At 61.6% G+C, this 23374-nt stretch carries 21 protein-coding genes; all 21 read right to left on the bottom strand.

Translation table 11 applies throughout. From position 1 onward, the window contains the following. Window positions 1-2: 2 nt before the first annotated feature. Window positions 3-428, bottom strand: a complete 426-nt coding sequence (locus HDG37_RS23500; protein WP_008917918.1) for a F0F1 ATP synthase subunit epsilon — start codon at window positions 426-428, stop codon at window positions 3-5. A gap of 158 nt (window positions 429-586) precedes the next feature. After that, window positions 587-1981: a F0F1 ATP synthase subunit beta gene (gene atpD, locus HDG37_RS23495; protein WP_184036913.1), complete on the bottom strand. Its 1395-nt coding sequence runs from the start codon at window positions 1979-1981 to the stop codon at window positions 587-589. A gap of 101 nt (window positions 1982-2082) precedes the next feature. Next, window positions 2083-2967 (bottom strand): F0F1 ATP synthase subunit gamma, encoded by an 885-nt coding sequence (gene atpG, locus HDG37_RS23490; protein WP_184036910.1) that lies wholly within the window; start codon window positions 2965-2967, stop codon window positions 2083-2085. Between the two features lie 140 nt (window positions 2968-3107). After that, window positions 3108-4649 (bottom strand): F0F1 ATP synthase subunit alpha, encoded by a 1542-nt coding sequence (gene atpA / locus HDG37_RS23485; RefSeq protein ID WP_184051708.1) that lies wholly within the window; start codon window positions 4647-4649, stop codon window positions 3108-3110. Window positions 4650-4705: 56 nt separating this feature from the next. Continuing rightward, window positions 4706-5245: a F0F1 ATP synthase subunit delta gene (locus tag HDG37_RS23480; RefSeq protein WP_184051706.1), complete on the bottom strand. Its 540-nt coding sequence runs from the start codon at window positions 5243-5245 to the stop codon at window positions 4706-4708. A 2-nt stretch (window positions 5246-5247) separates the two neighbouring features. Next, window positions 5248-5718: a F0F1 ATP synthase subunit B gene (locus HDG37_RS23475; protein WP_090802394.1), complete on the bottom strand. Its 471-nt coding sequence runs from the start codon at window positions 5716-5718 to the stop codon at window positions 5248-5250. 136 nt (window positions 5719-5854) lie between these two features. Further along, complete coding sequence (gene atpE, locus HDG37_RS23470; RefSeq protein WP_007180033.1) at window positions 5855-6124, bottom strand: F0F1 ATP synthase subunit C; 270 nt, start codon at window positions 6122-6124, stop codon at window positions 5855-5857. Between the two features lie 81 nt (window positions 6125-6205). Further along, on the bottom strand, window positions 6206-7057 hold the full coding sequence (gene atpB / locus HDG37_RS23465; RefSeq protein WP_026225522.1) for a F0F1 ATP synthase subunit A: 852 nt from the start codon (window positions 7055-7057) through the stop codon (window positions 6206-6208). Window positions 7058-7221: 164 nt separating this feature from the next. Further along, on the bottom strand, window positions 7222-7767 hold the full coding sequence (locus HDG37_RS23460; RefSeq protein WP_090802391.1) for an ATP synthase subunit I: 546 nt from the start codon (window positions 7765-7767) through the stop codon (window positions 7222-7224). Between the two features lie 575 nt (window positions 7768-8342). Next, window positions 8343-9230 (bottom strand): ParB/RepB/Spo0J family partition protein, encoded by an 888-nt coding sequence (locus HDG37_RS23455; protein ID WP_090802389.1) that lies wholly within the window; start codon window positions 9228-9230, stop codon window positions 8343-8345. 18 nt (window positions 9231-9248) lie between these two features. After that, entirely contained in the window at window positions 9249-10040 is a 792-nt protein-coding gene (locus tag HDG37_RS23450; RefSeq protein WP_090802387.1) for a ParA family protein, read from the bottom strand. Between the two features lie 71 nt (window positions 10041-10111). Beyond that, the gene (gene rsmG, locus HDG37_RS23445) at window positions 10112-10795 is read right to left on the bottom strand and encodes a 16S rRNA (guanine(527)-N(7))-methyltransferase RsmG (protein ID WP_184051704.1); all 684 of its coding nucleotides are present in this window, start codon (window positions 10793-10795) and stop codon (window positions 10112-10114) included. Further along, entirely contained in the window at window positions 10792-12750 is a 1959-nt protein-coding gene (gene mnmG, locus HDG37_RS23440; protein ID WP_184051702.1) for a tRNA uridine-5-carboxymethylaminomethyl(34) synthesis enzyme MnmG, read from the bottom strand. The genes rsmG and mnmG overlap by 4 nt, the downstream gene beginning before the upstream one ends. A gap of 175 nt (window positions 12751-12925) precedes the next feature. Further along, window positions 12926-13702 (bottom strand): ABC transporter ATP-binding protein, encoded by a 777-nt coding sequence (locus HDG37_RS23435; protein ID WP_184051910.1) that lies wholly within the window; start codon window positions 13700-13702, stop codon window positions 12926-12928. Further along, window positions 13702-15486: an ATP-binding cassette domain-containing protein gene (locus HDG37_RS23430; protein WP_184051700.1), complete on the bottom strand. Its 1785-nt coding sequence runs from the start codon at window positions 15484-15486 to the stop codon at window positions 13702-13704. Before HDG37_RS23430 ends, HDG37_RS23435 begins: the two co-directional genes overlap by 1 nt. 4 nt (window positions 15487-15490) lie before the next feature. Next, on the bottom strand, window positions 15491-16546 hold the full coding sequence (locus HDG37_RS23425) for a branched-chain amino acid ABC transporter permease (RefSeq protein ID WP_184051698.1): 1056 nt from the start codon (window positions 16544-16546) through the stop codon (window positions 15491-15493). A gap of 220 nt (window positions 16547-16766) precedes the next feature. Further along, window positions 16767-17927 (bottom strand): ABC transporter substrate-binding protein, encoded by a 1161-nt coding sequence (locus HDG37_RS23420; protein WP_184051695.1) that lies wholly within the window; start codon window positions 17925-17927, stop codon window positions 16767-16769. Window positions 17928-18346: 419 nt separating this feature from the next. Continuing rightward, window positions 18347-19513, bottom strand: coding sequence for an ABC transporter substrate-binding protein (locus HDG37_RS23415; RefSeq protein ID WP_184051694.1), 1167 nt, complete (start codon window positions 19511-19513; stop codon window positions 18347-18349). Between the two features lie 557 nt (window positions 19514-20070). Further along, window positions 20071-21042: a branched-chain amino acid ABC transporter permease gene (locus tag HDG37_RS23410; RefSeq protein ID WP_184051908.1), complete on the bottom strand. Its 972-nt coding sequence runs from the start codon at window positions 21040-21042 to the stop codon at window positions 20071-20073. Continuing rightward, window positions 21042-21926 (bottom strand): branched-chain amino acid ABC transporter permease, encoded by an 885-nt coding sequence (locus tag HDG37_RS23405; protein WP_184051692.1) that lies wholly within the window; start codon window positions 21924-21926, stop codon window positions 21042-21044. The genes HDG37_RS23410 and HDG37_RS23405 overlap by 1 nt, the downstream gene beginning before the upstream one ends. Before the next feature lie 189 nt (window positions 21927-22115). Next, window positions 22116-23330: an ABC transporter substrate-binding protein gene (locus HDG37_RS23400; RefSeq protein WP_184051690.1), complete on the bottom strand. Its 1215-nt coding sequence runs from the start codon at window positions 23328-23330 to the stop codon at window positions 22116-22118. Between the last annotated feature and the right edge of the window lie 44 nt (window positions 23331-23374).

Genomic DNA, 23374 nt, shown 5'->3' with positions numbered 1-23374 from the left:
CTTTAGTGCTGGCCGCGCAGCTTGCGCAAACGCTGGATTGCCGCGAGTTGCGCCGTCGCGTACGCGAGTTCCGCCTGTGCGGTCGCGTACTCGAGGTTCGAGCCCGTGTTCTGCAGCGCCTCTTCCGCACGCTTGCGTGCGTCTTCGGCCTTGGCTTCGTCGAGATCCTTGCCGCGGATCGCGGTGTCGGCGAGAACCGTCACTGCACCCGGTTGGACTTCGAGGATGCCGCCGGCGACGAACACAAACTCTTCTTCGCCGTTTTCAACTTCGATGCGCACCGCACCCGGACGGATCCGCGTGATGAGCGGCGTGTGGCCCGGCAGAATGCCGAGTTCACCCGCTTCGCCTGGCAGCGCGACGAACTTCGCCTGACCCGAGAAGATTTCCTCTTCCGCGCTGACGACGTCTACTTTAATGGTTGCCATATGTGTCGACTCCTGTCGACGGGAGTTAGCGCTTGAGTGCTGACTCCCGTCCCATGCAAGGCGGGTTGAGCGTAATCAGAGACGCTGGCTTTGCGCAACACTACCGTTTTGGCAGCCGTGATGCGCGAGGTCGGCGCCCGCTTCGTTACACCCGACCTTTACTGGATCTTCTTGGCTTTTTCGAACGCTTCGTCGATCGTGCCGACCATGTAGAACGCTTGCTCCGGCAGGTGGTCGCATTCGCCTTCGACGATCATCTTGAAGCCACGGATCGTTTCCTTCAGCGGCACGTACTTGCCCGGCGAACCCGTGAACACTTCAGCGACGTGGAACGGCTGCGACAGGAAACGCTGAATCTTACGAGCGCGCGCGACGGAAAGCTTGTCTTCCGGCGCGAGTTCGTCCATGCCCAGAATCGCGATAATGTCGCGCAGTTCCTTGTAGCGCTGCAGCGTTTGCTGCACGCCGCGCGTGATCGAGTAGTGCTCTTCGCCGATCACGTGCGGGTCGATCTGACGCGAGGTCGAATCGAGCGGGTCCACCGCGGGGTAGATACCGAGCGAAGCGATGTCACGCGACAGCACGACGGTTGCGTCGAGGTGGCCGAAGGTCGTAGCCGGCGACGGGTCGGTCAAATCGTCTGCAGGGACGTACACGGCCTGCACCGACGTGATCGAGCCAGTCTTGGTCGACGTAATACGCTCCTGCAACTTACCCATTTCTTCAGCCAGCGTCGGCTGATAGCCCACTGCCGACGGCATACGGCCGAGCAGTGCCGACACTTCGGTACCGGCCAGCGTGAAACGGTAGATGTTGTCGACGAAGAACAGCACGTCGAGGCCTTCGTCACGGAAGTGCTCGGCCATCGTCAGGCCGGTCAGCGCGACGCGCAGACGGTTGCCCGGCGGCTCGTTCATCTGGCCGTACACCAGCGCGACCTTGTCGAGAACGTTCGAGTCCTTCATTTCATGATAGAAATCGTTCCCTTCGCGGGTACGCTCGCCCACACCGGCGAACACGGAGTAACCGCCGTGTTCCTTCGCGATGTTGTTGATCAGTTCCATCATGTTCACGGTCTTGCCCACGCCGGCGCCACCGAACAGACCCACCTTACCGCCCTTCGCGAACGGGCAGATCAGGTCGATAACCTTGATGCCGGTTTCGAGCAGCTCGGTCGACGGCGACAGTTGGTCGAACGCCGGAGCCTTCTGGTGGATCGCACGCGTGGTTTCGCTCGAGATCGGGCCGGCTTCGTCGATCGGACGGCCAAGCACGTCCATGATACGGCCGAGGGTCGGCTTGCCGACCGGCACGCTGATCGGGTTGCCCGTGTTCTTCACGATCGTGCCGCGGCGCAGACCATCCGAAGCACCCAGACAGATGGTACGGACCACGCCGTCGCCCAGCTGCTGCTGGACTTCGAGCGTCAGTTCCGAACCTTCCAGAATGAGCGCGTCGTAGATCTTCGGCATGGTTTCACGCGGAAATTCCACGTCGATCACCGCGCCGATGCACTGTACGATCTTGCCTTCTACCAAAGCAGTGGTACTCATCGCTTTTCCTTTAGATACTCAATTCTTCACTCGCGCAAAGGCGCAGTTTCTCCGATGGGTGCGCCGCTCGGGCGCACACGCAACGACCTGCCTGACCGGGGTCAGACGGCCGCCGCTCCACCGACGATTTCCGACAGTTCTTTCGTGATCGCGGCCTGACGGCTCTTGTTGTAGACGAGCTGCAGATCGTTGATGACCGTCTTCGCGTTGTCCGAAGCGGCTTTCATCGCGACCATGCGGGCCGACTGCTCCGATGCCATGTTTTCCGCGACGGCCTGATAGACCAGCGCTTCGACATAACGCACCAGCAGTTCGTCCACCACTGCCTGCGCATCCGGCTCGTAGATGTAGTCCCACTGCGTGCTCGGCGTCGTACCGTCTTCTTCCGTGCGCTCGAACTGGTCCGCCGACAATGGCAGCAGCTGCTCGATCACCGGCTCCTGCTTCATCGTGTTGACGAAGCGCGTGTACGCGAGGTACACCGCCGAAATCTTCCCTTCCGAGTACAGGTCGAGCTGCACCTTCACAGCGCCGATCAGTTTTTCCAGATGCGGCGTATCGCCCAGTTGCACGACGTTCGACACGACTTTCGCCTGCAGTCGGTTCAGGAAGCCCAGACCCCTGCTGCCGATCGCGGTTGCCTCGATCGTCTTGCCCTGGCCTTCCAGTTCCTTGAACTTCTGCAGCGACGCACGCAGCACGTTGGTGTTCATCCCCCCGCACAGACCTTTATCAGTCGTGACGAGGATGATGCCGGCCGCCTTCGCGCCTTCGTTCGACACCATGAACGGGTGACGATACTCCGGGTTCGCACGGCTCATGTGCGCGGCGATATCGCGGACCTTGTCGGCATACGGGCGAGCAGCGCGCATGCGCTCCTGAGCGCGGCGCATCTTCGATGCGGCCACCATCTCCATCGCTTTCGTGATCTTGCGCGTGTTTTGCACGCTCTTGATCTTGCCGCGAATTTCCTTCATTCCAGCCATTGCTTGCTCCTTTGTCGGCCCGAGTTAGCGCTTTAGCGCTTACTCGGGTCCCATGCAATGCGGCCGAAGTAGCGCGGGAGCATTCGCATGCGGCCCGCGCCGCTTCAAGGTCCGTTTATGCCTTGCGGATCACTCGCGGATCAATAAGCGCCGGACTTCTTGAAGTCTTTGACGGCCGTGTGCAGCAGGCCTTCGTCGTCCTTCGAGAGTTCCTTGGTATCTTCGATACGCTTGACCAGGTCAGCATGGCTCGACTTCAGGTGGTCGCGCAAGCCCTTTTCGAACGGCAGGACTTGAGCAACTTCGAGGTCGTCGAGATAGCCGTTGTTCGCCGCGAACAGCGACACAGCCAGTTCCCACACTTGCAGCGGCTGATACTGCGGCTGCTTCAGCAATTCCGTCACGCGGCGGCCGCGCTCGAGCTGCTTGCGGGTCGCTTCGTCGAGGTCCGATGCGAACTGCGCGAACGCAGCGAGTTCGCGGTACTGCGCCAGGTCGGTACGGATACCGCCCGACAGCTTCTTCACGACCTTCGTTTGAGCCGCGCCACCCACACGCGACACCGACACGCCAGCGTTAATTGCCGGGCGGATACCTGCGTTGAAGAGGTCGGTTTCAAGGAAGATCTGGCCGTCGGTAATCGAGATCACGTTCGTCGGAACGAATGCGGTCACGTCGCCTGCCTGCGTTTCGATGACCGGCAGTGCCGTCAGCGAACCGCTCCTGCCCTTCACTTCACCATTGGTGAACTTCTCGACGTACTCTTCCGAGACGCGAGCAGCACGCTCGAGCAGACGCGAGTGCAGATAGAACACGTCACCCGGGTAAGCTTCACGGCCCGGCGGGCGGCGCAGCAGCAGCGAGATCTGACGGTATGCCCAAGCCTGCTTGGTCAGGTCGTCATAAACGATCAGCGCGTCCTGGCCGCGATCGCGGAAGTATTCGCCCATCGTGCAGCCGGCGTACGGTGCGAGGTACTGCATCGCAGCCGATTCCGAAGCCGAAGCGGACACGACGATCGTGTATTCCAGCGCGCCGGTTTCTTCCAGCTTGCGCACCACGTTCATGATCGACGAAGCCTTCTGGCCGATCGCGACGTAGATACAGAAGAGGTTCTTGCCCTTCTGGTTGATGATCGCGTCGACTGCGACTGCGGTCTTGCCGCACTGACGGTCGCCGATGATCAGCTCACGCTGGCCACGGCCGATCGGCACCATCGCGTCGATCGACTTCAGACCGGTCTGGACCGGTTCCGAAACCGATTTACGCCAGATCACGCCCGGAGCAATCTTTTCGATTGCATCGGTCTTCTTCGCGTTGATCGGGCCTTTGCCGTCGATCGGGTTGCCGAGTGTGTCGACCACGCGGCCGAGCAGTTCCGGACCCACCGGCACTTCCAGAATGCGGCCCGTCGTCTTGACGATGTCGCCTTCCGAAATGTGTTCGTATTCACCCAGAATCACGGCGCCGACCGAGTCGCGCTCGAGGTTCAGCGCGAGACCGAAGGTGTTGCCCGGAAATTCGAGCATTTCGCCCTGCATCACTTCCGACAGGCCGTGGATACGCACGATACCGTCGGTCACGGAGATCACGGTGCCCTGGTTGCGAACGTCTGCGCTCGCGTCAAGGCCCTGGATCCGGCTCTTGATCAGCTCGCTGATCTCAGAGGGATTGAGTTGCATTATTCGCTCCTGATAGTCAATTCTGTTGCGTGCCAGCCGCTAAAACGCGAAGCGCTTCAGGCCGTCAGGGCCGTTTGCATGCTGGCGAGCCGCGCGCGGACCGAGGTATCGAGCACTTCGTCGCCGACCGTCACGCGTACGCCGCCGATCAGCGAGTGATCGACTTCGACCGTCGGCTTCAGCTTGCGCTTGAACTTGCGTTCGAGGCTTGCGACGAGTTCGTTCAACTGCGCACCTTCGAGCGGGAATGCGCTGACGATCAGCACATCTGCTGCCCCCTCGCGGGCGTTCTTCAACTCTTCGAACTGCGAGGCGATTTCCGGCAGCAGCTGCAGGCGATGGTTGTCCACCAGCATCTGCACCAGATTCTTCGCTTGCGCGTCGTCCTTGAGCGGCGACTTGACCGCGGCCAGCAGCAGATCGCTTACCTGGGCACGGCTCACTTTCGGGCTCGAGGCGATCGACAGCACTTCGGGCAGACGCGCAACCTGTGCCAGCTCCTGCACGAGCGTGGACCAGGCGGCGATGTCACCAGCTTCGGCCACGCCAAACAGCGCTTCTGCGTACGGACGGGCGATGGTTGCAAGTTCGGCCATGATCAGAGCTCGGCTTTCAGTTGATTCAGCAGGTCAGCATGAGCCGCCTGGTCGACTTCGCGCTGCAGGATCTGTTCAGCGCCCTTCACAGCGAGTGCAGCAACTTCGCCACGCAGCGCTTCGCGCGCCTTCACGACTTGCTGATCCGCGTCGGCCTTCGCCTGCGCGATGATGCGGGCGGCTTCCGCCTGCGCCTGAGCCTTGATTTCGTCGGCGACCGCGACAGCGCGCTTTTCAGCGTCGGCAATGCGTTGCTGGCCGTCGTTGCGAGCCTGAGCCAGTTCCTGGTCGACGCGCTTGTGAGCGGCTTCGAGTTCCTGCTTGCCCTTTTCCGCGGCGGACAGACCGTCGGCGATCTTCCTCGCGCGCTCGTCGATGGCGTTGATCAGCGGCGGCCACACGAATTTCATCGTGAACCACGCGAGGATCAGGAACACGACCATTTGCGCAAACAGGGTTGCGTTGAGATTCACGGTGTTTCCTTAAACGTTGCTAGTTCGGAAAGTGAAACGGCAAGGCGCTCATCGATTCTGCTCGATCAGCGCCCCAGTACCCGTTCCGCCCTGCGCCTTTACCTGTTATAGCTCAGGCGCAAACCTCCGAGGAACCTCAGCCTGCCAGCTTCGAGAGCAGCGGGTTCGCGAACGCAAACAGCATTGCCACACCAACGCCAATCAGGAACGCCGCATCGATCAGACCAGCCAGCAGGAACATCTTGGTTTGCAGCGGGTTCATCAGTTCCGGTTGACGGGCGCATGCTTCGATGTACTTGCCACCCATCAGACCGATACCGATACAGGCGCCGATAGCACCCAGGCCGATGATGATGCCGATACCGATGGCGGTCAGACCCTGGATGTTGGCGATGAAAGCTTGCATGATCACTCCTTTGTGAAAAGTCTTTTAGAACTGGTTGGAACTGGGATTTGAAAAACTACGATTCTTTGCCGACAACGCAGGTTAATGCGTGTCGTGTGCCTGGCCGATGTACACCAGCGTCAGCATCATGAAAATGAACGCCTGCAGCAGAACGATCAGGATGTGGAAGATTGACCACACTGTGCCGGCGACCACGTGGCCGATGAAGCCAAGCACCGTCGTGTCCGCGCCGAAGCTCCAGAGGCTGCCGAGCAGGGCAATCAGCAGGAACAACAGTTCGCCCGCGTACATGTTGCCGAACAACCGCATGCCGAGCGAGACCGTCTTCGCGACGAACTCGATGATGTTCAGTGCCAGGTTCGGGATCCACAGCAGCGGATGCGCGCCGAACGGAGCGGACAGCAGTTCATGCACGAAGCCGCCAGCGCCCTTGATCTTGAAGTTGTAGTAAATCATCAGCACGAACACGCCGAGCGCGATACCGATCGTGCCGTTCAGGTCGGCGGTCGGCACGATGCGGTGGTGCGGGATGGCTTCGGACAGACCCAGCCAGCCGATCACACGGCCCGGCAGGTCGACGGGAATGAAGTCGAGTGAGTTCATTAGCGCGACCCAGACGAACACGGTCAGCGCGAGCGGCGCGATGAAGGTGCGCGAGCCGTGGATCATGGCCTTCGATTGATCCTCGACCATTTCGACAAGCATTTCGATCGCGCATTGGAAGCGACCCGGCACGCCGGCCGTTGCCTTGCGGGCTGCCAGATGCAGCACGAAGATCGTGACGAGGCCGCACACGATCGACCAGAAAAGGGTGTCGAGATTCCACACATGGATGTCGAAAATCGACGTCTGGTGTGCGGTGGAAAAGTTCTGCAAGTGGTGCGCGATGTACTCGGACGGATCCATTGCGCGCGTGCCTTCGCTAGCTGCCATATCGTTAAAGCCACCCAAATTGTCGAAAATCGTTCGAGGCCGCTCCCGCCGGAACACTGTGTGCGGGAACACGCCGGGTGCGGGCCCTGTCTCACCCGCACACCTGTGCCGGCGCTGCGCGCCGGCCTTAAATTCTTTTTGCTGCTGTTTTTTGTGCTGCTACCTTAGCGCCACGCCAAGGCGATCCAGTAAGTCTTCAGGGCGATGAGGTAGGTCACGAGCAGCGGAATCCAGCGTACGTCGTGATACCAGAAGGCGATTGCGACAAACATCGCAATGGTTGTCCCCATCTTGAGTGCTTCGCCGATCATCCAGCTCATCACGGTCTCGGCGCCGCCCTGCTTTTTCAGTCGTGCCGCGAACAACGCGCCCGGCACCCAGCAGATCGCCCCCCCGAGGAACGCGGACAGCGCAGCAGCGCCAGGCGGCTTGTAGAACAGCCACCACAACAGCGTTGCGACCAGGGACAAAACCATTTGCGCTGCGACGACCCTGAACGGCGTTACGCGCGATGGACGACCCACGCCGGGACCAAACAGCTTTTCCGCCTCGGCCCGCGTGAGCGGAACGATATTGTTATCTTCCTGCGCGTCATCCCACGCTTCGGCCGGATCGAACTGCCGACTGGAGGACATCTCGGGTGCGGAGCGTTCAGCGCGGTGTCTGTCGTCACCATTCTCCGGCGACAGATTCGACGTTTTGACCGCCATCGCAATGTTCCGAAAGTCTCGTTCAGCCCGCGAGTTTACGCAGCGCTTACGGGGTTGCCGTGCAATTAAATCCGGGCGATTGTAAGCGATAGTTGCAGGCAATTCAAGACTTTAGGCCAGCCTATAAGCGCGTGAAACTTCCCTTCACGATGCGGTAAAACGTACGCTAACGACGCGAAACACGTCAAATGTAAGGCGGGCGGGGGGCGGCAAAACCCGTGCGGGTGGTCGCGTGGATCGAAGCTCGTTGGCAGTGCGCTCCGACGCAGCGGCAGACGTCTCGAAAATGCAACAAATGCCTCCTTTTTAAGGGCTGAACGGGATAGCTCTTCTAATGAGCTGAATCAGCCTCACCGCAAATTTCGATGATGATCGGGTCGCTTTTGATGGCGGCTCGTCAGGATGATTATCGAGTGAATGCGGAGCGTCTGAAGCTAGGATTCCTGATTATTCGTGCATCGGTTGTTTTGGAATCCACAATAGTCGCTCGCACCGAGGTAGACCAACTCGCGGCAGTGCTCATGCACAGGCCGCCAGCCGTTCACCACTCTTGCCTGCTGAGCGCCAATCTGTGCTCAGACGTTCGCGTTCCCGCGCAAACGAACCAGAATGCCTTCCAGCGCGTCGAGATCGCCGAAGTCCACCAGCACCTGGCCGCGACCGCGTCGGCCGAGCTTGATTTTCACCGTAGCGGACAGCAGGTCCGACAGTTCCTCTTCCAGGCGTCGCGTGTCACGGCCGCCGTCCGGATTCGCGCGGGCCTTGGCCGCCGGCGTCACCTTCGTGGTCATCGCAACCAGCTTTTCCGTCTCGCGCACAGACAGGCGCTTGTTGACGACCTGGTTGGCCAGCGTGATCTGCGTCGCGGCATCGACGGCGAGCAGCGCGCGAGCGTGGCCCATGTCGAGATCACCGGCGAGCAACATCGTCTGTACCGGTGTCGCAAGGTTCAGCAGACGCAGCAGGTTCGACACCGCGCTGCGCGAGCGGCCCACCGACTCTGCCGCCTGCTCATGCGTGAAATTGAATTCGTCGAGCAGGCGCTGGATACCCTGGGCCTCTTCGAGGGGATTCAGATCCTCGCGCTGGATGTTTTCGATCAGCGCCATCGCCGCGGCGGCCTGGTCGGGCACGTCCTTCACAAGCACCGGCACCTCGTCGAGGCCCGCAAGCCGCGCCGCGCGAAAACGCCGCTCCCCCGCGATAATCTCATAGCGGTCCGCCGCGATCGGACGCACGAGAATCGGCTGCATCAGCCCTTGCGCGCGGATGCTCGCCGCAAGCTCCTGCAGCGCGCCTTCGTCCATGCGCGTGCGCGGCTGGTATTTGCCCGCCTGCATCTTGCCGAGCGGCAATACATTCGGCGCGCCGTCGATCACCGCTGCCTCGGTGATATCGGCGGTGCCGCCGAGCAATGCCTCCAGACCGCGGCCCAGTCCCTTCTTTCTTGCTACTGCGTTCATCGTGCTTCCTCGATCCGCTTAGGATGCCTGGGGCGCGTCATTCAGCGCGCGCACCCGCTCAATCATTTCGACGCCGAACTGCACGTACGCCTGCGCGCCTCGCGACGCCCTGTCGAACACCACACCGGGCAGCCCGTAGCTGGGCGCCTCGGCCAATCGCACGTTGCGTGGAATCACCGCGTCGAAGACCTTGTCGCCGAAGTGCTCTTTCAATTGATCCGAGACTTGCTGTTGCAACGTAATGCGCGGATCGAACATGACGCGCAGCAGACCGATCACCTTGAGGTCGCGATTCAGATTCGCATGGACCTGCTTGATCGTGTTGACGAGGTCGGACAGCCCTTCGAGCGCGAAGTATTCGCACTGCATCGGAATGACGACGCCGTGCGCGGCGCATAGTCCGTTGAGCGTCAGCAGTGACAAAGCCGGCGGGCAATCGATCAGCACGAAATCGTACTCGCCCTCGACCCCGGCGAGCGCCGCCTTCAGTTGACGCTCGCGATTCTGCATGCTGACGAGTTCGACCTCGGCGCCCGCGAGCTCACGGTTCGCGGGAAGCACGTCGTATCCGACCGCCTCGGGCCGTACGCGCGCATCGGCCACCGACACGTTGTCCACGAGCACCTCGTAGACCGTGTTCGTACATTCGGCCTTGTCGATACCGCTGCCCATCGTGGCGTTCCCTTGCGGGTCCAGATCGATGAGAAGGACTCGCTGTCCCTGCGCTGCCAGGCTCGCGGCCAGATTGACTGTGGTGGTCGTCTTGCCGACGCCGCCCTTCTGGTTCGCAACGCAGAAGATTTTTGCCATCGTTGGTGTGTCCCTTTTGCTGCTTGGATGAAGTGAAAATCGTTGAGGGTGTTGACAGGCCGCGGCGGCCGTCAGCTTTCGGGGTCCACTCGCACCTCGATCAGATGCCGCTCGGCGTCGAGCGACGGCACGTTCAGCCGGATGATCTGTTCCACGTGAGCGCCCGCCGGCAGACGCGCGATTTCGGCATCCGGCCGCATACCCTTCATCGCCCAAATTGCGCCCTGCTCCGCAACCAGATGACGGGCCAGTGTAACGAAATCCGAGAGTTCTGCGAATGCGCGCGAGACAATTACGTCGAACTTTGCCGGTACTTCGGCGCCAGGCCGCAGCGTCTCCACCCGACCGGTCACAACCGACAGGTTCGCGAGGCCCAGTTCCGCCTTCGCCTGCGACTGAAAGGCAGTCTTCTTATGGACAATGTCGTTCGTCGTGATGGTCCAATCGGGCAGCACGATCGCGAGCACGATGCCCGGCAGCCCCCCGCCCGAACCGACGTCGAGCACCGACGACGGCCCGCGCGGCGCCAGGTGCGGCACGATCGATAGCGAATCGAGAATGTGCTGGATTAGCATCTGCCGCGGATCGCGGATCGCTGTCAGGTTGTAGACGTTGTTCCACTTCGCGAGCAGCGTGACGTAATCGAGCAGCTTGCGCTGCTGCGCGTCGCCGAGTTCGAGACCAAGTTCACGGACACCGTCCGCCAGCAATGACGCCAAGGCCTGCTGGTCGACTCCCCTCTGCGCTGCCGTCATTGAATCACCGGCGTGCCGTCGGCGCCGGGCTCGGCGGACTTCGACGGACGACGCCCGAGGCCGCGCTTGAGATGGACCATTAGCAGCGAGATCGCGGCAGGCGTGATGCCCGAAATACGCGACGCCTGTCCGATCGTTTCCGGCCGGAACTGCATCAACTTCTGGCGAGCTTCGAACGACAGCCCACGTACCTCGGTGTAGTCCAGCCCTTCAGGCAGACGCGTGTTCTCTTGCGCCTCGTTGCGTTCGATCTCACCGGCCTGCCGGTCGATGTAGCCCTGATATTTGACGCCGATTTCGATCTGTTCCTTGATTTGCGCGAGCAGCACGGGGTCTTCCGCAAGTGCTTCGGGCGCGCCGCAAGTGCCGTCACGCAGCCCGCAGACGCCGTCGTAGCTGACGCCCGGACGACGCAGCAGGTCCGCGAGACTGTATTCGTGGTCGATTGGCTTGCCAAGCAAGACGGTCGCCTCTTCTGCCGGTAAGGTCTTAGGATTGACCCAGGTTGAACGCAAGCGCTGTGTTTCACGTGAAACAGCGTCACGCTTGCGACTGAAGGCGTCCCAGCGGGCGTCATCGACCACGCCGAGTTCGCGCCCGATCTCCGTCAGCCGCATATCGGCGTTGTCTTCGCGCAAGCTCAGACGGTACTCCGCGCGGCTCGTGAACATCCGGTATGGCTCGGACACCCCGCGCGTGACTAGATCGTCCACGAGCACGCCGAGATAAGCCTGGTCGCGACGCGGACACCATGCTTCCTTGCCTTGCACGAACAGAGCGGCGTTGATGCCGGCCAGAGTGCCCTGTGCAGCTGCCTCTTCGTAGCCGGTCGTCCCGTTGATCTGTCCGGCGAAGAACAGGCCACTGATCACCTTCGTTTCCAGGGATGCCTTTAGGCCACGCGGATCGAAATAGTCGTACTCGATCGCATAGCCCGGGCGCAGGATATGCGCATGCTCGAGCCCGCGCATGGAACGCACCAGCTCGAGCTGCACGTCGAAGGGCAGGCTCGTCGAGATCCCGTTCGGATAGAACTCGTTGGTCGTCAGACCTTCCGGCTCGAGGTAGATCTGATGCGATTCCTTCGACGCAAACCGGTGAATCTTGTCCTCGATCGACGGGCAATAGCGTGGCCCCACCCCCTCGATCACGCCCGTGTACATTGGCGAACGATCGAGACCGCCGCGAATGATGTCATGTGTCCGTTGATTCGTATGCGTGACCCAGCACGGCACCTGGCGCGGGTGCTGCTCGACACGCCCGAGGAACGAGAACACGGGCACCGGGTCCAGATCGCCGGGCTGCTCTTCGAGCTGCGAATAGTCGATCGTGCGACCGTCGATTCGCGGTGGCGTACCGGTCTTGAGCCGGCCCTGCGGTAGCTTCAGCTCTTTCAACCGCGCCGACAGCGAAACCGCAGCCGGGTCGCCCGCGCGTCCGCCGGTGTAGTGGTTCAACCCCACGTGAATCTTGCCGTCGAGGAACGTGCCCGCGGTTAGCACCACCGCGCGCGACCGGAAACGAATACCCACTTGTGTGATGGCGCCGACCACGCGGTCGCCCTCGACCATCAGATCATCGACGGCCTGCTGAAATAGCCAGAGGTTCGGCTGATTTTCTAGACGATGGCGGATCGCCGCCTTGTACAGCACGCGGTCGGCCTGAGCGCGCGTCGCGCGGACCGCCGGTCCCTTCGACGAATTCAGGATCCGGAACTGGATGCCGCTTTCGTCGGTAGCGGCCGCCATGGCGCCACCCAGCGCGTCGACCTCCTTGACCAGATGGCCTTTGCCAATGCCGCCAATCGACGGATTGCAGCTCATCTGACCGAGGGTCTCGATGTTATGGGTCAAAAGCAGCGTTTTGTTGCCCATGCGCGCCGACGCCAAAGCAGCTTCGGTGCCGGCATGACCGCCACCGACGACGATTACGTCAAATTCTGTGGGAAAAAGCATCGCGGGATCTCACGCCAGATCGTCGCGTGAGCCTTCAAAAGAAATGTATGGGCGAATTATAACGGCTTCAGTTGCGGCCCGAATTTCGTCCGAATGATGAAACAATAAAAAAGCGGTGTGTTTCACGTGAAACACACCGCGTCCAGGGACAGCGATCTGCGAAATAAGTGCAGGCTTATGCGACCTTTTTGGCAAGACCGAGATAGGTTTCGATCACCCGGGGATTTTGCGCGAGGTCGGTTGCCGGTCCTTCCAGCGCCAACTCGCCGGTTTCCAGCACGTAGCCGTAGTCCGAGATCTGCAATGCAGCGCGCGCATTCTGCTCGATCAGCAGCGTCGCGACGCCCGTCTGCCGCAAAGCGCTGATGATGTGAAAGATTTCCTTCACGATCAGCGGCGCGAGACCAAGGCTCGGCTCGTCCAGCATTAGCAGATCGGGCTTGCCCATCAGGGCGCGGCCGACCGCGAGCATCTGCCGCTCGCCGCCGGAAAGCGTGCCGGCCGCCTGCTTGCGTCGCTCCTTCAGCCGCGGAAACAGTTCGAACACCGGTTCCAGCTGATCGAGAAAGTTACGCTCCCCTGCTCGCTTGCGCCGGTAGGCGCCAAGCAGCAGATTGTCCTCGACGGTCATCGAAGCGAAAAGCTCACGCTTTTCCGGCACCAGGCACATTCCAAGCGCAACGCGTTTTTCGACCGGCATCGCGCTGACGTCGTCGCCCTGATAGGAAACCGCGCCTTTCGCATGACCGGACGTCGGCAACGCGCCCATGATCGCATTCAGCAGCGTCGACTTTCCCGCGCCGTTCGGGCCGATCACGGAGACGATCTGCCCCGCCCGCACCTTGATCGCCGCATTGTGCAGCGCTTCAACCTTGCCGTAGCGGACGGACAAATGGCTCACTTCGAGAATCGGTCCCGCTGCCGCCACGCCGGTCGTTGTCATGTCGTCCATCATTCCACCCCACCCAGATACGCTTCGAGCACCGCCGGATCCTGCTGGACTTCCTGCGGCAGGCCCTCAGCGATCCGCGTGCCGAACTCCATCACCACGAGCCGGTCCGTCAAATTCATCACGAAATCCATGTCGTGCTCGACGAGCAGCACGCTCATCCCTTCTGTCTTCAGTCTGCGCAGCAGTTCGGCGAGCTGAAGCTTTTCCTGATACCGCAGACCAGCGGCCGGTTCATCGAGCAATAGCAGAGTCGGGTCGCAGCACAGGGCGCGCGCAATTTCGAGAATCCGCTGTTGACCAAGCGCCAGGCTGCCCGCTTCGTCATACATGTGCTGTTCGAGGCCGACGCGGCGAATCTGCCGAGCGGCTTCGGCCATCAACCGCTGCTCTTCGGAGCTGTTCAGCCGCACGACACTGCGCCACACGCCCGCATGGCCACGTAGATGCGCACCGATCGCGACGTTCTCGAGCACGGTCATACCCGGCAGCAGCTTCACGTGCTGGAACGTCCGGCCGATGCCGCGCTTGACGATTTCACGCGAACTCAGCGCATCGATGCGCTCGCCGCGGAACGTGATCTCGCCGCTTGTCGCCTGCAGCACACCGGTCACGAGATTGAAGGTCGTCGACTTGCCTGCGCCGTTCGGTCCGATCAGCCCGATGATCTGCCCTGCTTTGACCTCGAAGCTGACGTCGTTCACCGCGACGAGACCGCCGAACTGCTTGCGCGCCTTGTTCACCGTCAGCAGGTCTTCGCCGGTCTGTGGCTTGTTGCGCTGCGGCAGAGGATCCGCGTGATCGGCGAGATGCGCCCGCGGGCCACGCGGGAAAAAGCGCGCGACGAACGGCCAGACGCCCTGCCGCGCGTACTGCAGAAGCAGCACCATGATGATGCCGAACACGATCACTTCGAAGTTGCCGTTCTCGCCGAGCAGTTTTGGCAGCAGCGTCTGCAAATAATCTTGCAGCACGGTCAGGATCGCCGCGCCGAGCACCGCGCCCCAGACGTGCGAGACGCCGCCCACCACCGCCATGAACAGGAACTCGATGCCGTGATTCAGTCCAAACGGCGTCGGATTCACGGCGCGCTGCAAGTGCGCGTACAGAAAACCCGAGACCGACGCAAGCACTGCCGCATAGACGAAAATCACGACGCGCATCCAGCCGGTGTTGACGCCCATTGCCTCGGCCATCAGACCACCGCCGCGCAACGCGCGGATTGCGCGACCCGGCCGGCTATTAAGCAGATTCTGAACAGAGACGACCGCACCGAGCACGACCACCCAGATCAGGTAATAGATATGGCGGCCGGACTCGAGATTGATCCCAAAAACATTCAACACCGGGATGCCGTTGATGCCGTCGTACTTGCCGAGCATGTCGAGATTGCCGAACAGGTAGAACAGCGCGAGCCCCCACGCAATCGTGCCGAGCGGCAGAAAGTGGCCGGATAGGCGCATCGTCACGAGACCGAGCATCAGCGCAACCAGCGCAGTGACGATCACGCCCGCGATCAGTGCGAGCCACGGCGACACGCCGAAGTTCGTCGTCAGATATGCGGTTGCATACGCGCCGATGCCAACGAACGCGGCCTGCCCGAAGCTCGTCATCCCGCCGATGCCGGTCAACAGCACGAGGCCGATCGCGACGATCGAATAGAGACCGATGTAGTTCAGCAGCGTGACCCAGTACTCGGGTACATGGATCGGATGCGGCAGAACCGGCAAAGCGAACAGCACCACGAGGAACAACCAGAAGAACTTCTTTTGCATGATTCGTTTCATCGTGTCACTCCTCTTCCTCTTCGGCGTGCGGGCTCGCAAGACTGCGCCACAACAGCACCGGGATGATTAACGTGAACACGATCACTTCCTTATAAGCACTAGCCCAGAACGACGAATACGACTCCAGCAGACCAACGAGAATCGAGCCGGCCGCCGCCAGCGGATAGCTGACCAGACCGCCGATGATCGCGCCCACGAAGCCCTTCAAACCGATCAGGAAGCCCGAGTCGTAGTAGATCGTCGTGAGCGGCGCGACGAGGATGCCGCACAGTGCGCCGAGCCCCGCCGCAAGCGTGAACGCGAGACGTCCCGCCTGCGTCGTGCCGATGCCGACGAGCCGCGCGCCGAGCCGGTTCACCGACGTCGCGCGCAACGCCTTGCCCGAAATCGAGCGATCGAAGTACAGATACAGCGCGCCGATCAGCACGGCCGCGGTGCCGATCACCCACAGGCTCTGTCCGGAGATCGACAACGTGCCGATGTTGAACGTCGCATCGGAAAACGTGTTGGTGCGCGAGCCTTCGGCGCCGAACATCACGAGGCCGAGACCGACCATCGCGAAATGCACGGCCACCGCGACGATCAACAGCAGCAGCGTGGTCGCCTCCGCGATCGGTTCGTAGGCAAGGCGATACACGAACGGACCCATCGGAATCACGATCAGCAGCGTCAGCGCGATCTGCACGATCATCGGCAGCGGCTGCAGGAAGATGCCGCGCGTGAGCGCGTAGACCGCGATCGGAAACAGCAGGTACTTCCCCGCCAGCACGGGCAGCGTGCGCGCCGCATGACGACGCCGCTCAGCGTGCCGCAACACGGTCGCCGTCTCGACGACGAAGCATGCCGCGCCCATCGCCATCAACAGCCAGCAGGTGGCCGGAAACTTCTGCGTTTGCAGTGCGGCGAGCGTCAACGCACCGTACGAAACGAACTCCCCTTGCGGGATGAAGATCACCCGCGTGACGGAGAACACCAGCACCAGCGCAAGCGCCAGCAGCGCGTAGATCGCGCCGGTCGTGATGCCGTCCTGCGCGAGGATCGCCGCAATTGATAGATCCATACTTCCTCGTCCTGAAGCGTCGAAATCGAAAAACCGGGAAACAGTCGCGACGGCGCGGTGCGAAGCCGGCCATCGATCTGCATGTCTGAAAAGACAACCGCCGCGCCGGGACGCGGCGCGGCGGTCGATGCCATTGTCGTCGAACACAATGGCAATGCGGCGTCATGCACCGCATGATTGCGCGAGAGGCGCGTACCGCTACTTGTTTTTGTAAATAGTCTTAGTTGTTCTGCAACTTCCACTTGCCGTCGACGATCTGCACGATCACGCGTGCGCGCTGGTCGAGGCCGTTGTGGTCGTTCGCGGTGGTGTTCATGATGCCGTGCGACACTGGCAGCTCCTTGATGTTTTCGAGCGCGTTGCGCAGCGCCACGCGGAACTCCGGCGTGCCCGGCTGGGCGGTCTTCAGCGCGACCGGAATCGCAGCCTGCAACATCTGGCCGGCATCCCATGCGTGGCCGCCGAAGGTCGCGACCGAACCCGCGCCATAAGCCTTCTCATAGGCGTTCTTATAGGCTTCCGCCGACTTCTTCACCGGGTTCGAATCCGGCAATTGATCGACGACGAGAATCGGACCGGCCGGCAGCAGTTCGCCTTCGCAATCCTTGCCGCACACACGCAGGAAGTCGTTGTTCGCGACCCCGTGAGTCTGATAGATCTTGCCCTTGTAGCCACGCTCCTTCAGCGTCCTGGCCGGCAGCGCCGACGGCGTGCCCGAGCCCGCGATCAGCACCGCGTCGGGATTCGCGCCCATCGTCTTCAGCACCTGGCCCGTCACCGATGCATCGGTGCGGTTAAAGCGCTCGTTCGACACGATCTTCAGGTTGTGCGCTTTCGCGGCGGCGTCGAACGTCGTGTTCCAACTGTCGCCGTATGCGTCCGAGAATCCGATGAAGCCGACCGTCTTCACGCCGTGATGCTGCATGTAATCGGCGATCGCTTCGGCCATCAGGCTGTCGTTCTGAGGCGGTTTGAATGCCCATGCGCGCTTCGCATCCATCGGCTGAATGATCGCGGCCGATGCCGCGAGCGAGATCACCGGCGTCTTGCCCTCAGCGGCCGGATCGAGCATCGCGAGCGAATTCGGCGTGACGGTCGAGCCGATGATCGCGTCGACGTGGTCTTCGTCGATCAGCTTGCGCGTGTTCTGCACGGCCTTGCTGGTGTCCGACCCGTCGTCCAGGATGATGTACTGCACGCTCTTGCCGCCGATCTCCTTCGGCAGCAACGCAATCGTGTTCTTTTCAGGAATCCCGAGCGACGCGGCGGGCCCCGTCGTCGACAACGTGACGCCGATCTTCACCTGCGCGAATGCAGCCCCCGCCCCGCACATCAGCGCCATCGCGATGCCGGTGCGTACCCAATGCCTTGTCTTTTTCATTGCGAGTCTCCAAACGCTTTGAAAAGCGCCTATCTGTAAACCGGCTTGCTGGGCCGGGTGTTTGAATCTAGTGAGCGGGTTCAGGTGTGCCAAGCATGGTTTTCCCTGCTCGGCGCGCATAGCTTCCCCCGCTGCGTCGGGTACCGCTCCTCTCGCGTCGCGCGAGTGCGCATTCGCGTCATACGCCGCGTTTCTGTGCCGCGGCTTTATTCCAACCAGGCATTTCATAAACCACTAATATGTTAGTAGTTTGCGTTCTGCATTATCGACGGTCAAGAGAGCGTGCGCCAAATGCGGGTTTGTCCTGAAGCAGCGAAACCACATTCTTGCGCGATGCGGACACCTGGCCCGGGTAATAAAAAAGACGCGTCAACTGCACGCGTCTTTTTCGATGAGGTCCCATGGCGCAGAGCCTTCGCTCAGTCGCCGGCGAGCTTCCACTTGCCGTCGACGATCTGCACCATCACGCGCGCCCGCTGATCGAGGCCGGCATGGTCGTTCGCGCTCATGTTGAAGATGCCGTGCGACGCGGGCAGATCTTTCGTGCCTTCGAGCGCGGCACGCAGCGCCTCGCGGAATGCCGGCGTGCCTGGCTGCCCCTTCTTCAACGCGAGCGGGATCGCATGCTGCAGCAGCAGACCCGCGTCCCATCCGTGACCGCCGAACGTCGACACCGACCCCGCGCCATACGCCGTTTCATACGCATGCTTGTACGCGAGCGCGCTTTTCTTCACCGGATTCCCCTCGGGAAGTTGCTCGGCGACCAGCAGTGGGCCAGCGGGCAGCCACGTGCCTTCGCAATCCTTGCCGCACACGCGCAGGAAGTCGTTGTTCGCGACCCCGTGCGTTTGATAGTACTTGCCCTTGTAGCCGCGCTCCTTCAGCGTTTTCTGCGGCAGCGCGGCCGGCGTGCCCGCACCGGCGATCAGCACCGCGTCCGGGTTCTGCGACATCATCTTCAGCACCTGGCCCGTGACCGATGCATCGTTGCGCGCGAAGCGCTCATTCGCGACGATCTTGATCTTCGCGAAGTCAGCGGCTTTGCTGAATTCCTTGAACCAGCTCTCGCCGTACGCGTCGGAAAAGCCGATGAACGCGACCGTTTTCACGCCGTGATTGGCCATGTGCTGCGCGATCGCCGTGGCCATCAGAATGTCGTTTTGCGGCGTTTTGAAGACCCATCCACGCTTCGCGTCCATCGGCTCGACGATGCCCGCGGCCGCGGCCAGAGAGATCATCGGCGTCGAGGTTTCGGCAGCGATGTCGATCATGGCGAGCGAGTTCGGCACGACTGTCGAGCCGATCAGTGCATCGACGTGGTCTTCGCTAGTGAGCTTGCGGGCGTTCTTGACCGCCTGGGTGGAATCGGTTGCGTCGTCGAGGACGATGTAGTCGATCTTCTGGCCCGCCACTTCTTTCGGCAGCAGCGCGATCGTGTTCTTTTCGGGAATGCCGAGCGATGCGGCCGGTCCTGTTGCCGACACGGTGACGCCGATTTTCACGTCCGCGAATGCATGGCCGCTCCAAGCAGCCGAGACCCCTGTGGCGACCAATGCCGCGCTGATCCAACGCAATGCCGACTTCATCCTGCTCCTCTATTAACCCCGTTATTCAATTGCAATTAAATTCGCGGATTTAATTGCCAACCCAGTGGTCGGTGAACAGCGAGTGTAGCGGACGCAAGCGCCGTGCTGCAAGCGTTTCGCAGGCTTGTGATGTTTACCTGCAGCGGCTGGCGGAGAGTAAAAAATGGCGCGTAAAATAGCCGGGCGATCGCGTCAAAAATTCGATAAACACAAATAAAAAAGCGCTGTTGGATATCAATCCAACAGCGCTTTCTTCTGGGCACTGAGTGCCTCACTTGTCTCCTCGTTCTCCACCTGCAAATTCGTGGTGCATCAGAACTGCATGAAGATTAAACGACCACCCCAACAGTCACAACTAGCAATTACCCTAGTGGTGCACTGCGGCACCGGATTGGGGCGCGGAGGGCGCATTTCGTCACACGGTTTGCCACAGGTTCGCCCGAGTCCCTGATCCAGCGGACCTTCAGCACGAGCCGCAATTAGATCGGACGTCGAAGCAATTTCGTATCGCACTGCATCAAGCGAGCGACCACGCGGGCGGGATCAAACCGCCACTCTCAAGCCCGCAACGGTCGCACTCGCGCGACGATCTCACCGACGATGCCGCGCCGGAACGCCAGCACACACGCGATGAAAATCAGCCCCGTGACGATCGTCACCGATTCGCCGAGCGAGCGGAACCAGTCGATGCCGGTCATCGACGCGAGTGCCGCGCCGATATCGCCGAGCCTGTCTTCGAGCGACACGATCAATGCGGCGCCGAGCAACGGCCCGAACAGCGTGCCCATGCCGCCCACCAGCGTCATCAGGATCACGAGGCCGGACATCGTCCAATAGGCATCGCTCAGCGTTTCGAAGCCCTGCACCAGCACCTTCAGCGAACCCGCGAGACCCGCAATGCCGGCCGACAGGATGAATGCGAGCAGCTTGAAACGGTCGGTGTCGTAGCCGAGCGACACCGCGCGCGGCTCGTTTTCCTTGATCGCGACGAGCACCTGCCCGAACGGCGAATGCACGATCCGCACGATCAGCAGGAAAGCCGCGACGATCACCGCGAGCACGACGAAATATAGCGCGACGTCCGAAGAGAGATCGAGCACGCCGAACAGCTCGCCCCGCGGCACGCCTTGCAGACCGTCTTCCCCGTGCGTGAACGGCGCCTGCAGGAACACGAAGTAGATCATCTGCGCGAGCGCGAGCGTCACCATCGCGAAGTAGATACCCTGACGGCGAATCGCGAAGAAGCCGACGACGAGCCCAAGCAGCGTCGCCGCCGCGGTGCCGCTCAGCACGCCGAGCTCCGGCGAAAAGCCGAGCGTCTGCATCGCATAGCCGGTCACGTAACCGGCCGACGCGAGAAACATCGCATGACCAAAGGACAGCAAGCCCGTATAGCCGATCAGCAGATTGAAGGCGGCCGCGAACAGCGCGAAGCACAGCACCTTCATCACGAAGAGCGGATAGATGCCGAGCACCGGCACCGCGAGCAGCACGATCAGCAGCAGACCGTAGAGCACCTTTCTCTGCATCATTTTTCCCTGCCGAAAAGACCCGCCGGACGCACGAGCAACACGAGCGCCATGATCACGAAGACGACGGTCGCCGACGCCTCGGGGTAGAACACACGCGTGAGTCCTTCGACTACGCCGAGCATCAGGCCGGTCAGGATCGAGCCCATGATCGAGCCCATGCCGCCGATCACGACCACCGCGAACACGGTGATGATCATCGACTGGCCCATCAGGGGCGAGACCTGAATCACCGGCGCGGCAAGCACGCCGGCAAACGCCGCGAGCGCGACGCCGAAGCCGTAGGTCAGCGTGATCATCAGCGGCACGTTGACGCCGAACGCCTCGACGAGCTTCGGGTTTTCGGTGCCCGCGCGCAGATACGCGCCAAGCCGCGTCTTCTCGATCACGAACCATGTCGCAAAGCACACGACCAGCGACGCGACCACCACCCATGCGCGATAGTTCGGCAGATACATGAAGCCGAGATTGGTCGCGCCCGACAGCGCCGACGGCACATCGTACGGCTGGCCCGACGAGCCGTAGATCGAATGGAACACGCCCTCGATGACGAGTGTGAGGCCAAACGTCAGCAACAGGCCATACAGATGATCGAGCTTGTAAAGCCAGCGCAGCATCGAGCGCTCGATCGCGACGCCGACCAGCCCGACGATCAGCGGCGCGAGCACGAGCATCACCCAGTACGGCAGATTGAAATACGACAGCCCCATCCACGCGAGCATCGCCCCGAGCATGAACAACGCGCCATGCGCGAAGTTGATCACGTTGAGCAGGCCGAAAATAACCGCCAGCCCGAGGCTCAGAATCGCGTAGAACGAGCCGTTCACGAGCCCGAGCAGAAGCTGGCTCAACATCGCCGGTAGCGGAACGCCAAAGATGTCCATTGAAGCCCTTAGCCCTTCAAGCCATCGTCAAGGTGAGATCGGTGACGCACGATCCGGCCGGCACGCGACGAGCGGCGACGCTGCCCGTCGCGTGCGGCATCCGAAACGGTCATCCGCCAGCACGTGCCCCTGCAGCGCCGGCGGTTCTCTCAGGTCTGCGCGGTCCTCGACCGCTTACTGCGCCCGCGCTTACTTCCACAGCGCGCAGCGGGTCTGCGCCTTGGTCGTGAAGACCTGATCGCCCGGAATCGTCGCAGTGATCTTGTAGTAATCCCACGGCTCCTTCGATTCGGCCGGCGTCTTCACCTGCATCAGGTACATGTCGTGGATCATGCTGCCGTCCTGACGGATGTAGCCCTTCGCGTAGAAGTCGTCGATCTTCGTCTTGTGCAACTGCGCCATCACCTTGTCCGGATCGGTCGAGCCCACCGCCTGCACCGCCTTCAGATAGGTCATCGTCGCCGAGTAGTCGGCAGCCTGCAGGCTCGACGGCATCTTCTTCATCTTGTCGAAGTAGCGCTGCGACCACTTGCGCGAGTCGGCATCCTTGTTCCAGTACCAGCTGTCGGTCAACACGAGACCTTGCGTCGTTTCGAGACCGAGGCTGTGCACGTCGTCGATGAACATCAGTAGCGCGGCGAGCTTCATCGTCTTGGTGATGCCGAATTCCTTCGCGGCCTTGATCGCGTTGATCGTGTCGCCGCCCGCGTTCGCGAGGCCGAGGATCTGTGCCTTCGACGCCTGCGCCTGCAGCAGGAACGACGAGAAGTCCGACGCCGACAGCGGATGACGCACCTCGCCGAGCACCTGGCCGCCGTTCGCCTTCACGACCTCCGAGGTCGCTTTTTCGAGCGCCTTGCCGAATGCGTAGTCTGCCGTCAGGAAGTACCAGGTCTTGCCGCCCTGCTTCGTCACGGCCGAGCCCGTGCCGTTCGCGAGCGCGGTCGTGTCGTATGCGTAGTGGATCGTGTACGGCGTGCATTGCTCGTTGGTCAACGTATCGGCGCCGGCGCCGACGCTGATATAGACCTTGTGCTTCTCGCCCGCGACGGTGTTAGTCGACAGCGCGGTCGCCGAGTTCGTGCCGCCGATCACCATGTCCACGCCGTCGCGGTCGAACCACTCACGAGCGCGGGATGCCGCGATGTCCGCCTTGTTCTGGTGATCCGCGTACAGCACCGTGATCGGCTTGCCGTTGACCTTGCCGCCGAAGTCGGCGACCGCCATCCGGATCGCTTCAAGACCGCCCTGCCCGTCGATATCCGCGTACAGCCCCGACATGTCCGTGATGAAGCCGATCTTCACGGCATCGTCGGCCGCTTGCGCGCTGCCCAGCGTCAGTGCGGTGCCGGCGGCGACTGCGAAACAGAGTGAGGCAATTCGCGCGAGTGGGTTCTTTTTCATGCATGTCTCCTGGTTCTTCGCTTGTGGTTATCAGAGGCAGTCGG

The sequence above is a fragment of the Paraburkholderia sp. MM5384-R2 genome (assembly GCF_014201025.1).
Classification (GTDB): Bacteria; Pseudomonadota; Gammaproteobacteria; order Burkholderiales; family Burkholderiaceae; genus Paraburkholderia; species Paraburkholderia tuberum.
This window is presented reverse-complemented; position numbering and strand designations above follow the sequence as displayed.

Excerpts from the sequence above, each read along its gene's own strand:
- HDG37_RS23500 (WP_008917918.1), bottom strand. The coding sequence starts at position 428 with ATGGCAACCATTAAAGTAGACGTCGTCAGCGCGGAAGAGGAAATCTTC.
- atpD (WP_184036913.1), bottom strand. The coding sequence starts at position 1,981 with ATGAGTACCACTGCTTTGGTAGAAGGCAAGATCGTACAGTGCATCGGC.
- atpG (WP_184036910.1), bottom strand. The coding sequence starts at position 2,967 with ATGGCTGGAATGAAGGAAATTCGCGGCAAGATCAAGAGCGTGCAAAAC.
- atpA (WP_184051708.1), bottom strand. The coding sequence starts at position 4,649 with ATGCAACTCAATCCCTCTGAGATCAGCGAGCTGATCAAGAGCCGGATC.
- HDG37_RS23480 (WP_184051706.1), bottom strand. The coding sequence starts at position 5,245 with ATGGCCGAACTTGCAACCATCGCCCGTCCGTACGCAGAAGCGCTGTTT.
- atpE (WP_007180033.1), bottom strand. The coding sequence starts at position 6,124 with ATGCAAGCTTTCATCGCCAACATCCAGGGTCTGACCGCCATCGGTATC.
- atpB (WP_026225522.1), bottom strand. The coding sequence starts at position 7,057 with ATGGCAGCTAGCGAAGGCACGCGCGCAATGGATCCGTCCGAGTACATC.
- HDG37_RS23460 (WP_090802391.1), bottom strand. The coding sequence starts at position 7,767 with ATGGCGGTCAAAACGTCGAATCTGTCGCCGGAGAATGGTGACGACAGA.
- HDG37_RS23455 (WP_090802389.1), bottom strand. The coding sequence starts at position 9,230 with ATGAACGCAGTAGCAAGAAAGAAGGGACTGGGCCGCGGTCTGGAGGCA.
- HDG37_RS23450 (WP_090802387.1), bottom strand. The coding sequence starts at position 10,040 with ATGGCAAAAATCTTCTGCGTTGCGAACCAGAAGGGCGGCGTCGGCAAG.
- rsmG (WP_184051704.1), bottom strand. The coding sequence starts at position 10,795 with ATGACGGCAGCGCAGAGGGGAGTCGACCAGCAGGCCTTGGCGTCATTG.
- mnmG (WP_184051702.1), bottom strand. The coding sequence starts at position 12,750 with ATGCTTTTTCCCACAGAATTTGACGTAATCGTCGTCGGTGGCGGTCAT.
- HDG37_RS23435 (WP_184051910.1), bottom strand. The coding sequence starts at position 13,702 with ATGGACGACATGACAACGACCGGCGTGGCGGCAGCGGGACCGATTCTC.
- HDG37_RS23430 (WP_184051700.1), bottom strand. The coding sequence starts at position 15,486 with ATGAAACGAATCATGCAAAAGAAGTTCTTCTGGTTGTTCCTCGTGGTG.
- HDG37_RS23425 (WP_184051698.1), bottom strand. The coding sequence starts at position 16,546 with ATGGATCTATCAATTGCGGCGATCCTCGCGCAGGACGGCATCACGACC.
- HDG37_RS23420 (WP_184051695.1), bottom strand. The coding sequence starts at position 17,927 with ATGAAAAAGACAAGGCATTGGGTACGCACCGGCATCGCGATGGCGCTG.
- HDG37_RS23415 (WP_184051694.1), bottom strand. The coding sequence starts at position 19,513 with ATGAAGTCGGCATTGCGTTGGATCAGCGCGGCATTGGTCGCCACAGGG.
- HDG37_RS23410 (WP_184051908.1), bottom strand. The coding sequence starts at position 21,042 with ATGCAGAGAAAGGTGCTCTACGGTCTGCTGCTGATCGTGCTGCTCGCG.
- HDG37_RS23405 (WP_184051692.1), bottom strand. The coding sequence starts at position 21,926 with ATGGACATCTTTGGCGTTCCGCTACCGGCGATGTTGAGCCAGCTTCTG.
- HDG37_RS23400 (WP_184051690.1), bottom strand. The coding sequence starts at position 23,330 with ATGAAAAAGAACCCACTCGCGCGAATTGCCTCACTCTGTTTCGCAGTC.